Raw genomic sequence first — 12202 nt, forward strand, 5'->3', positions numbered from 1 at the left:
CATTTGTATGAAATGAGTAAAATTTAGCTGGCGCTAATCATAAATGTCTTTCCTGTGTCCTAAGTCAATGACATCCACCAAAAGGATATCATCAAAAATTTCGTAGATAATGTAAAATTTTAATACATCCCCTCTACCTCACTTTGTTTATCTTTGCACTCACAAAACCTTCTTGAGTGATTCCAAAATATGTCACTGTCATCTTCCCATTAGCTCTACCAAAGCTGTATACTTATGCCGTTCCACCCGAAATGGCAGCAGATATACTCGCTGGTATCAGGGTCGAAGTATCGCTCAAAAATAAGCTGTACAGTGCACTCGTCGCTGAGATTCATGAGGAGATGACACTTGCTTATAAACCCAAAGCCATCATCTCTATCATCGATAAAATACCATTAGTCACTGCGGTTCAACTGCAATTTTGGACGTGGATGGCTGAATATTATTGTTGTACCATAGGAGAAGTCATGAATGTGGCCATGCCGTCAGGGCTAAAATTAGAGAGCGAGACCAAGGTAGTTTTTAATGGCAATCTCGAAGACATAGATCAGACGCTCTCTGATGACGAATATCTCATAGCCGAGGCTGTATCTATCCAAAATGAGCTCACCATCCTCCAAATCCAGGAAATCTTAGACAAAAAAACGGTCTTCCCGATATTAAGAAATCTATTAGACAAAAGGATTATCTCCATCAAGGAAGAACTCATCGAAAAATTCAAACCCAAAACCGCCAGCTTCATCACCTTGAATGAAATATATGTATCTGAACCTTCAAAACTGAACGATGCATTTGATCTGGTGGCAAGAAGTGAAAAACAAACCAAAGCATTGCTAGCCTTTGTTCAAATATCCAGAAATAAAAATTACATTCAGGCTGTTTCTGATATCTGCCAACTTGCTAATGTCGATACTCCGGTCATCAATGCCATGGTCAAAAAGGATATTTTCACTATCTCAAAACAGGTTGTGAGTCGTATAAAAAACAACGGAGCTTATCACCCTGAAACTGATACAAATCACCAACTCAGCCACCAGCAGGAAGATGGCTTGAAAGATATCGAGCATCATTTTGGACAAAACAAACCCGTGCTCCTTCATGGTATTACCGGAAGTGGTAAAACCAAAGTCTATACCGAACTCATCAAAAAGGTACTGGCAGAGGAAAAGCAGGTATTGTATCTCTTGCCGGAAATAGCACTGACCAATCATATGGTTGATCGTTTGACAGAAGTTTTTGGAAGTGACATCCTTGTGTATCATAGCAGGATGAACAATCAGGAACGGGTAGAACTCTGGAATGCCGTGCTATTAGGTGGAAAAATAGTCATTGCAGCCAGGTCGGGACTGTTCCTGCCATATATCCATCTGGGCCTGATCATCGTGGATGAAGAACATGATCCTTCGTTCAAACAGTCAGATCCCAATCCGCGGTACAATGCACGGGACGCTGCTATTTTTATGAGCCGTCTGACTAATTCAAAAATTATCCTCGGCAGTGCCACGCCAAGCATGGAGTCTTTTGCCAATACTGTCAACGATAAGTATGGTTTAGTAACTATGAATGAGCGACATGGAGATTCAGTATTACCGATAGTACAGGTGGTTGACCTGAGAAGCGAATATAAAGATAAAAGGTTTAAAGGGCTATTCAGTTCAGAATTAGTGGCTGCGATAGAAGATGCTTTGGAAAAGAAAGAGCAGATCCTGTTGTTTCAAAACCGTCGTGGTTATGCTCCAACACTGCATTGTCACATTTGCGGCTGGAAGGCGGAATGCACCAACTGTGATGTGCATCTCACAGTGCATAAAGCCTTCAATGAAGTGAGATGCCACTACTGTGGCACGAGAGCAAAACTACCCAAACAATGTCCTGCCTGCGGCAATCATGAGTTGCATGAGACAGGATTTGGCACAGAAAAAATAGAGGACGATATCAGGGAAACCTTTCCGACGGCTACTGTAGCCAGGCTGGATCTTGATACCGCAAAAACAAAACTGGCATTTGAGACTATCATCCATGATTTTGAAGAAGGAAAAATAGACATCCTTGTGGGTACTCAGATGATTACCAAAGGGCTGGATTTTGGCAATATCGCTTTGGTTGGTGTTCTCAATGCTGATGCACTATTGAGATATCCTGACCTTAGAGCCAATGAAAGAGCTTTCCAGCTACTCACACAGGTATCCGGCCGTGCAGGAAGAAGGGCTAAACAAGGCAAAGTGATCATCCAGACATTTGATCCTGCCCATCCGGTGATTGTAGAGACAATGCATCACATGTATGACCGATTTTTTGAAAGAGAGTCATCAGAAAGGAAAATGTTTTTGTATCCGCCATACTTCCGCATGATACAGATCGAGTTTTTACATAAAAATGCATCTACATGTGCACATGCTGCAGCTGTTTATGCAGAAGCTGTAAAAAAACAAATAGGAAGTCGTCTCATTGGACCTGCTACACCGGGTATAGCCCGCATAAGGGGTCAATATATACAGCAAGTCACCGTCAAAATGGAAAAAGATCCAATCGCAGTAAAAAAAGTAAAAGCCATCATCATGGCAGAAAGGGATAAACTGCGACATATCAAGGCTTGTAGCACTGTAAGGGTCAATGTTGATGTGGATCCTTATTAGGAACGTGGAGAAATGGAACGTGGAGAAATGGAACGTGGAGAAATGGAACGTGGAGGATGGAACGTGGAGGATGGAACGTGGAGGATGGAACGTGGAGGATGGAACGTGGAGGATGGAACGTGGAGGATGGAACGTGGAGGATGGAACGTGGAGGATGGAACGTGGAGGATGGAACGTGGAGGATGGAACGTGGAGAAATGGAACTTGGAGGATGGAAAATTTTGGGAGTGTAAGAAAGATTGTGTAAACTAGTATCAAGGAGTTAGGCTTCCATCTGTGGGGGGTACCCCCACAGATGGAAAATTTTAATATGTTTGTGCGACCAAGTACAGACACATTTTTTAACCTAACAAATTTAATAGTTATGCAAAGTAACAAATTTAATCTTAATCTCTCTGAATTTCTTCAGGATGTCAAGTCTCTTAATGATTTTGACAATGTTATGAATGGTCTTTACAAAGATGGCATTCAAGAACTTTTAAAAGCTGAACTAAGTCATCATTTAGGCTATTCAAAACACTCGCCCGATGGGATTAATTCAGGTAATTCCCGGAATGGGTCTTATAAGAAAAAGATACGCACTACACAAGGACAGGTAGAGTTGGATATTCCACGGGATCGTAACGGTGAATTTGAGCCTATCATGTTCCCAAGGGCCAAACTACCACTGAGAAAGTAGAATCTGTCATTACATCTCTTTACAGCAGAGGTATGAGCACCGATGACATAACAGCTCAAATTCAGGAAATTTATGGCTTAGACGTTTCTAAAACCTTTGTTTCAGATATTACAAACAAAATGATTCCGGCTATCCAGGAATGGCAAAACAGACCTTTGGATAATACTTATTACATCGTTTGGATGGATTGTATTTGTTTTAAAATCCGGCAGGATAATAAAATCATCAACAAGAGTATTTATATCGTTATAGGACTGAAAACCAATGGGATCAAAGAAGTTTTGGGCATCTGGATGAGCGCCAACGAGTCTGCCGCGTTTTGGCTTTCTGTCTTAAATGAGCTCAAAGACAGGGGCGTTAAAAAGATGCTCATTGCATGCACTGACAATCTTACAGGATTCACTCAGGCCATTCAAACTGCTTTCCCCGATACCGTATCCCAGCTTTGTATCGTTCATCAAATCAGAAACTCTATGAAGTTTGTCCCATGGAAAGATAGAAGGGCCTTCCTGGCTGATTTAAAAACTGTTTATGCCGCTTTAAATATGGAAACTGCTCTCATTGCTTTTGAAGCTTTTAAAGCAAAATGGGGGTCTAAATATGCCTATGCCATTAAAAGTTGGGAAGCAAACTGGTCAAATCTATCTCCCATGTTTCAGTATCCTACTAACATTCGTAAAATTATGTATACCACTAATACCATTGAAGGCCTCAACAGAGCCATCAGAAAATTTACCAAAACCAAAACACTTTTTCCAAATGATCAGGCAGCCTTGAAATCTGTATATCTTGCTATTCAGCAAATTCAAGTTAAATGGACAATGCCAATTCATAACTGGCATATTACTCATAATGAAATTTTAATTATCTTTGAGGATAATTTGATTCAGCCATAATTCTTTGAAGTTTTGTTTACACAAAATATTTTACAGCCTCTGAAGCTTAAAAAATACTTTTATCTATAAAATTTTTCAAACTAAAAGAACATTAATCAATCACTCAAGATAATATGTTATTTTTGCCATTATGAATACATTTTTCGTATGTTTTGCATCAGGCGCTAGTTTTTTATTGAGTTTTTTGCTTTACTTCCACCCTTTGCATCAGAATATAAAAGCCAATAAATGTCTTAGTTTTTTTGTTTTCACCATGGGTTGTGGATTTATAAGTATTTATTTGACAATTACACAAACAACCACGGAGAATAGCTTCCTTTTTAAATCTTTAAACTGTTTGCAATTTCTTTTGGCACCTAGCTTTTACATAAGTATTACCTATTTCGTTAATCCCAAAAAAGTATTTGGCAAAATGGAATGGCTGCATTTCTTACCCTTTTTGACATACTTCGGGGCGGAAATGATGTGGAATTACGACAAGGAAAGCATTTCAACATTCCCTATTTTTGCAATCAACGAAAATCTTTCTTTCTTGGTGCGGAATATCTTGCCCTTTATTGCAATCATATATTTGGCAAAATCCTATAATTTACTAGCAAAACATAAAAGTAATCTGAAACGAATAGCTTCGTCTATTAATGAAATTAGCCTTGAATGGTTGTTACAGTTTTTATTTATCCTATCGATAACCATCGTTACATGGATAAATGATGCACTATTTGGACTACCTTTTTTGACCGAAGCAACTAATTTTGTCTATGTTGTTTCTTTGTTTTTTTTAGCCTATTTTTCTATAAAGCAAAAAGCCATATTTGCATTTGAGGAAAAACATATCAAAGAAATTTCAGAAATAATAGAAGATAAAAGTGACTCCGACAGAAGACTCAAGGAAGGTAAAAATGTTGAAATACCAAGTGATGGCTCAGGTATTAAAGAGAAAACGAAGCGACTGAATGTAGAACAAATGGAAAATTTGGGGACTCAATTGATTTCCCTTATGGAAAAGGATAAACTTTTTCTTGATAATGAATTAAATCTACCAACTGTTGCTGAAAAATTAGGTATCAGTATTCATGAAGCTTCATTTTTGATCAATGAAAATACCAATGATAACTTTTACAACTTTATAAATAAGTACAGAGTCGAAGAAGCCAAAAGGTTATTGGCATCACCGAAAAGCATGGCACAATTAAATATTTTAGGTATTGCCTATAATTCGGGTTTCAACTCCAAAACCACATTTAATACCACTTTCAAGAGAATTGTGGGCATTTCCCCATCCCAATATAGTAAAGAACAGAAAAGTAGTTAAAACTTTGTTCGACTGGATAAAATCGAACACTTGATAGACCATGGAAGCCTAATTTTGAGCATTATTTATTCACAAAAACTTTTTAAAATGCTTAAATTATCAAATCCCTTGAAGTGTAGTCTTATTTTCTTTTTCTTGATTACCTTTTCTATTTCAAATGCCTGTTCAGTATTTATGGCCAATGATGGAAAAAATGTATGGGTAGGAAACAACGAAGACGAAGCCCAAAATACAAAGTACAGAATGTGGTTCTATCCTGCCAAAAAGGGTAAATATGGTTATGTCATCTGGACTGATTTAAACTTAAAATTTCTTTCTTACCTTAATCCACAAGGTGGTTTAAATGAACATGGTCTTTTTATGGATTTTACCGCCATTGCTGAAATTCCAATGGTGAAAGATGTACAAAAGAAAGACAGAAAAAAACAAGTGGTTACAGATCTTTTAAAAAAATGTAAAACAGTTGACGAAGCTTTGACCTATTTAAACCAATTTAACTTAATAAAATTAAATGCTGCACAATTGTTTATCGGTGATGCAACGGGCAATTATGCAACTATTACAGGTGGTTACGTCGTCAAAAAGACAGAAAATAGTTTTGCTGTGACGAATTATTGTATTAATGAAGGAAAAAAGAAAGCCTGCCATAGGAGAGATGTTGCTACAAATTACTTAACCCGTGAAACCACCTTTGAATTGAAAGATATAGCCAAAATATTAGAAAAGGCAGCACAAAAGTTTCCCCAACAATATACCACCAATGTTTCTACAGCAGTAAACTTGAAAACAGGTATAATACACCTTTATTATAAACACGATTTTGCAACTGTGGTTACCTTGTCGTTGAAGGAAGAATTAAAAAAAGGAAAACATCAAAGAGATATAGAATCCTATTTTCCCAAAAACATAGCACCTATTCTTGAAAAAACTTATAAAAGCAAAGGAATAGCAGGAACTATTGCCCAATATAATACTTTACGCAAAACAAGTTTTACTCAATATAATTTTAAAAACAGTGATGTTTTAAACCTTGCTATAAGCTGGATTAATAAGGGGAATGATAAAGATGCTTTACAGCTTTTATATTGTTTAGACGAGGTTGACCCTATCAATTCTGCTATTCAAACTTGGATAGGCGTTACAAACAGAAAATTGAATAACATTGAGGAAAGCAACAAGTATTTTTCAAAAGTACTGAGCCGAAACCCTGATGATTACTTAGCAACGCTTTGGGGCAAACAAGAAGCCGGAAAAATAACGTTTAAGTTGACAGATTTTGAAGCTGCGGAACGCGTATGGCTTGTGGGAGAATTTACCAATGGACTAAAAAACCCAATAAAAATGCGTAAAGAACATGGCTATTGGACTTGTGATGCAACCTTACCTAAAGGCGAAATGTCTTATAGGTTTGTCGTTAACAACTCTTATTATGTAGATGGCATAAATATATTGCATGCAGGAATCGAGGAACATACATTATCCAAAATATATGTATGGTAAGAGCGATTTTACTTACATTAAATGACAAACTACTGAAACTTAAGATTATTATAAAGTAGGTTAGCTAAATTTTCAATTAATACAATATAAAATCAAAATATGAAATCATCACTTGGAATCATTTTTATTCTTTTAACCTTTATAAGTACAATTTCTGCTCAAGAAAATGTAAAATTCATAAAAGCAACATCTCAAAAAGTTGCCATCAAAGACGGGAATCAGCCCATTTCAAAATGGTGGGATTATTTACGAAAAGATGTAAGACCAGTAGTATACCATATTTCAAAAATAAATCAGAATAGAAGAGTTATTTTTTATACTGATATTGATAGTATTGTTTTTGATGTAACGCCAAATAGTACATATAATTTTAGGGTATTGCTAAATGCAAAAGACACTTGTTATGCAAAAATTTCCACTGTTATTCCATCATATTACAAGGAGTATGAAAATTGTAAAATAACAAGAGACACCATTCCCTTTTTGCTTGGTACTGACAACTATATCCACATAAAAGGCAAAGTAAATAACTCAGAAACATTAGATTTTATTTTTGACACCGGTGCAGGAGTTTGCCTTTTGAATGAAAGAGGGCAAAAAATTGTACAATTGAATTTAGATGGTCAAACGGATAATGAAGGGTCATCCGGATTTACAGTTGAACAAACAAGTAGTTCAAATCATTTGCAGCTTTCGTTATTGAATTGGAATAATCTTCCACTTCTTTATATTGATTATCAAAACTCAATAAATACAGATGGTGTAATAGGTTTTAACATTTTTGAAGATAAAGTAGTAGAAATTGACTATGAAAAAAACATTTTAATAGTTCATAGTCAAATGCCAACAAACATAACAGGATATTCAAAGCATCAATTAAAACACGATAATAATGGTACTTTTATTGAAGCAACATTAAACAATGGTACAAAAGATTTTACAGGTTGGTACTTATTTGACACTGGTGGCAATATGAATGTTATGGTTGGAGGCGATTATGCAACCAAAAATAATTTGTACGGGTCAATGAAGAATTTAGGTAAATCAAAAGCAACAGGAAATGGAAAGGGTTTTTTTGAAAATGAAATTGTTGAACTACCTATATTAAAAATTTGCGGGTTTTCCATTTCACAAGTTCCTATACAGCTCACAAGATCGGACAAAAACTTTTACGACCAAGCAGGAATTATTGGCAACAACATTCTTAAAAGATTAAACACATTAATTGATTATCCAAATGCAACTATTTATTTAAAACCAAATGGTTTAATAAATGAAAAGTTTAAAAAAAAAGATGAAACAACAATGAATATAATTATTGGATTTTTAATTGCAATACCCCTTTTAGTTTTTGTTGTATTTCTATTTAAGAATTCGAAACGTAATATACTCCCAAAAAACAACTCTAATATGCACATAAAATTATTTTTAGGTCTGTTCATTACCCTTGTTGGTGAAGTTGCATTTGCACAACAAACAGTCCCAATTTTAAAAACCAATACTACTACTTTGGATTTTAAGGAAAGAGGTATTTTAAAAAAAGGTGAATGGCAATTAGCAGCTCATATTGAGTTAGATATTTATGAAGTAAGCAATAAAAATATAGAACAGGTAATCACCATTTATTCCGACATTGACTCTTTGTCAATAACTTTAATGCCAAATTCAGTTTTCGACTTTATTATCTTATGGAAAAACCAGACACCATTTAAAACCAGAATATCTTCACGCTACAACACTTACCGAAAAAACTGTAATAAATGTGTAATTACCAGTGATACGATTCCTTTTAAATACGGGAAAGGAAACAGGATATTAATAAAGGGCAAAATTAATGATGGTGAAGATCTTGACTTTTTATTTGATACGGGTGCAGAGTTCATTGGCTTATACCAGTCAGGGGTTAAAAAAAATCCGAACTTATTATTTAATGCAACTGGAGTTGCTATAGGAGGTGGTGGTCAATTTGAAATAAAAATAAGTGATGATAATAAATTGAGTATTTCTAATCTAATATGGGATAATAAAGCATTTTATTATAGCGGTGAAAAATTAGGGAATTATGATGGTGTTATGGGGTATAAAATATTTGAAGATAAAGTTGTAGAGATAAATTTTGATCAGGATATTATAATTGCACACAGTTCACTTCCAACAATGGAACAAGGCTATACTAAATGCAGATTTGAAAAAAGGGGAGAATTATTTTTTATAGAACTTAAACTCAAAATCGGTAATAAAACAGTTGCAGAATGGTTTGACTTTGACACAGGAAACACAGGAAATATTAATATTCATGACGAATTTGCTACCAAAGAAAATCTATTTGGTTTGTTAAAAAAAATAGGAGAAAGTACCGTTAAAAGTGCAGACGGTGCAAAGAGAAAAACAGACGAAGTAATACTTTCAAAAGTACATTTTGGAGATTATGAATTTACAGACATACCGATTTTTATTGAACATCCATCAAAAGTTGAAAACTTGCCTTTTCCTATTGTTGGAATTGAACTAATAAGCCGATTTAATGTAATCATGGATTATAAGAACAATTATATTTATTTAAAACCGAATAAGTATTTTTATACTTCTTTTAAAAAAAAAGATGACTCCAAAATGTATATAATTGTTGGTATTTCAATAACAGTAATACTTTTAGGTGGACTTTTCTTTCTGTATAAAAGAAGAATAAAATCATAATACAATCTTGTTTTCCGAACATTAAAATTAATTCAGAAAAAAATATGAAGTATTTAAAAATTTACTTATCACAAATTACAATAATTTCGGCTTTTCTAACTTCGTGTGGTACAACAAAAAACACCTATACGATAACAAAAAACTATAAACCCGATGACAAACAATTATACGAAACAATAGTAAAATTAGACAGTACTTTTTTTGGTGCTTACAATACCTGTAATACCAATCTTGAAAAATATGCTTCTTTTTTTTCTGAAAATATTGAATTTTACCACGACCAAGGTGGCTTAATGACTTCCAAGCAAGATATAATCGATGCTACAAAAAGAAATATTTGTGGCAAAGTAACCAGAGAACTTGTAAAAGGCAGTATTGAAGTATATCCGATAAAAGGTTTTGGAGCTATTGAAATAGGTTTGCACAAATTTTATAATAATCAAGAACCTGTTGGTACACCTTCAAAAGTTGGGCGATTTATGGTTATTTGGCAAAATAAAAACAATGAATGGAATATAACAAGAGTTGTGAGTTTACATTAATTATTGAATAATTAAGCTAAAGTCGCAGTTGGTTTTAATTCGCAGCTAATTTGATATGTATTTATGTGGAAAGGCAAACAAGGATTTAGAGATCACCACCAAATAATGCATGATATGATGGTGATAAGTAGTGAATAATTAAGATCAGGCTTTTCTAGTGCTCTGTCCAGATAAAAAGTTAAATTAAAATGGCCTTTATTTTTTCTAAGATCAAGGCAAAAAACGCAGCCATAGCAATAGCTACTGCAAGTATTCTTAACGCAGATATTAGGAAAAAGAACAACATTTCATTAAGTTCTTTATCTGGACAGAGCACTAATCCTAATAAATTCTTCAACATCAGTCTTATACTTTCTTCCAACAGGAATTTCAAAATGATCAAACTCAATTCCCGAAGAAGTCAAATTTTGAATTTTATTTTTGGATATGATAAATGATTTATGCACATGCAAAAAATCAACCTGCCCAAGCAGGTCCAACATGACATTCATGGTACTTCTTACTACGTGTCTTTCATTACCACAGTAGATCATCACATAATCTTTCAACCCTTGTAAATGAGTTATACTGATTTTGTTGATTAAGATCTTCTTGGTACCGGTCTTGATTAATATTCGAGAATCTGAGACACTTTCACTTTCGATGACAGATTGTAGCGATTGCAATTTTAAAAAATCAACAGCTCTATTAACAGCAATTCTAAAACGCTCTTTCCTTATAGGTTTTACCAAATAATCTATCACTCCAAGCTCAAATCCATCCAAAGTATAGTTTAAATAGGCCGTGGTAAAAATTGTGATTGGTTTTTTTTGGATGCTTTGCAAAAAGTTTATACCATTCTCTTCTGGCATTTCTATATCCAAAAACAAAATATCTACTTTATTTGATGCAATATATTCCCTGCATTCTTGTGCAGAATAACAATGTTTGACTAATTCCAAATTTTCATACGATCCGATATGAGATTTTAATACCGAATGAGCTAAGGGTTCATCATCAGTTATGACACATGTATACTTCATGCCAGATTAATTTGAAGATTCACTAAAAAGGAATCGCTTTTTCTTTCTATTACTAGTTCATGACGATTGGCATAAAGTAAATTAAGTCTTTTTTTTACATTGTCTATGCCTATGCCATGCGATTGTATGGCAATAGTATTATTTACTGGTGGAAGGTTATTTTCAATAGACAAATTAAGTAATTGTTCTTTTGTACTAATTTGAAGATGAATAAATCCGTTTTTTGATACAGTGTTCAGGCCGTGCTTAAAAGCGTTTTCAACAAAAGGAAGCAATAGCAAAGGAGTAATTTGCAAACTGTCATTCGTATTAGATTTAGTAAATGTAACATTAGCTTCAGGGGTTCGCAATTTCTCTAATTCGATATAATTTTCAAGGAGTTGCAGCTCTTTTTTCAGTAAAACTTTATCCTGATTACCTTCTCCTATTGTGTATTTTAATATATCTGCCAATTTCAACACACATTCTGCGCTTTTATCTGATTTCTCGATGATAAGGCCATATAAATTATTAAGTGTATTGAACAGAAAATGTGGATTAACCTGTGCCTTTAGGAAATTTAGCTCTGTCATGGCTTTTTCCAGTTCAATTCTTTTCAATTCTTCTTTTTGTTCAAAATAATCTACTGTAATTTGAAGCATAAAAGCTGTTAATACATATCTTATTGCCATTGTAAATTGTCTTATAAAATATAAAGTGCCTAGTGTGCTAATCTCTCTTCCTTTAATTTCTAATACAAACAACTCCAACTTTGCATTCACATATGCGGCTAAAATGGTAATCAAAATCAAACAAAAAGTATAGATAAAATATCGTTTCGCACCAAATAAAGTAGGATATAAGTACAGAAGGTTGAAGTAAACTAAGATCATCATCACAGCGGTCTTAGAAAAAAGATAAAATATGAAGTATATCTTA

General features: G+C 34.2%; 7 protein-coding genes and 2 pseudogenes. 7 read left to right on the top strand and 2 right to left on the bottom strand.

Translation table 11 applies throughout. The annotated features are described in order from the left end of the window. Positions 1-188: 188 nt before the first annotated feature. From priA to IPK35_05280, 7 genes and pseudogenes are all read left to right on the top strand, one after another. A pseudogene (gene priA / locus IPK35_05250) lies at positions 189-2636 on the top strand (primosomal protein N'). 77 nt (positions 2637-2713) lie between these two features. Then, positions 2714-2869: a phosphotransferase gene (locus tag IPK35_05255; protein ID MBK8052686.1), complete on the top strand. Its 156-nt coding sequence runs from the start codon at positions 2714-2716 to the stop codon at positions 2867-2869. Positions 2870-3000: 131 nt separating this feature from the next. Next, positions 3001-4211 (top strand): annotated as a pseudogene (locus tag IPK35_05260) (IS256 family transposase). A gap of 571 nt (positions 4212-4782) precedes the next feature. Further along, positions 4783-5523 carry a helix-turn-helix transcriptional regulator gene (locus IPK35_05265; GenBank protein MBK8052687.1) on the top strand — a complete coding sequence of 247 codons (741 nt, stop codon included), beginning with the start codon at positions 4783-4785 and terminating at the stop codon, positions 5521-5523. An 87-nt stretch (positions 5524-5610) separates the two neighbouring features. Beyond that, the gene (locus IPK35_05270) at positions 5611-7023 is read left to right on the top strand and encodes a hypothetical protein (GenBank protein MBK8052688.1); all 1413 of its coding nucleotides are present in this window, start codon (positions 5611-5613) and stop codon (positions 7021-7023) included. Between the two features lie 99 nt (positions 7024-7122). Continuing rightward, the gene (locus IPK35_05275) at positions 7123-9720 is read left to right on the top strand and encodes an aspartyl protease family protein (protein ID MBK8052689.1); all 2598 of its coding nucleotides are present in this window, start codon (positions 7123-7125) and stop codon (positions 9718-9720) included. A gap of 44 nt (positions 9721-9764) precedes the next feature. Then, positions 9765-10262, top strand: a complete 498-nt coding sequence (locus tag IPK35_05280; GenBank protein MBK8052690.1) for a nuclear transport factor 2 family protein — start codon at positions 9765-9767, stop codon at positions 10260-10262. Between the two features lie 299 nt (positions 10263-10561). On the opposite strand, the gene IPK35_05285 is transcribed toward IPK35_05280, so the two are convergent. Continuing rightward, a complete protein-coding gene (locus IPK35_05285) occupies positions 10562-11284 on the bottom strand; it encodes a response regulator transcription factor (protein MBK8052691.1) in 723 nt (240 codons plus the stop codon). Further along, positions 11281-12159, bottom strand: coding sequence for a histidine kinase (locus tag IPK35_05290; protein ID MBK8052692.1), 879 nt, complete (start codon positions 12157-12159; stop codon positions 11281-11283). Before IPK35_05290 ends, IPK35_05285 begins: the two co-directional genes overlap by 4 nt. Positions 12160-12202: the final 43 nt, after the last annotated feature.

It is taken from the genome of Saprospiraceae bacterium (genome assembly GCA_016713025.1).
Lineage (GTDB): Bacteria > Bacteroidota > Bacteroidia > Chitinophagales > Saprospiraceae > OLB9.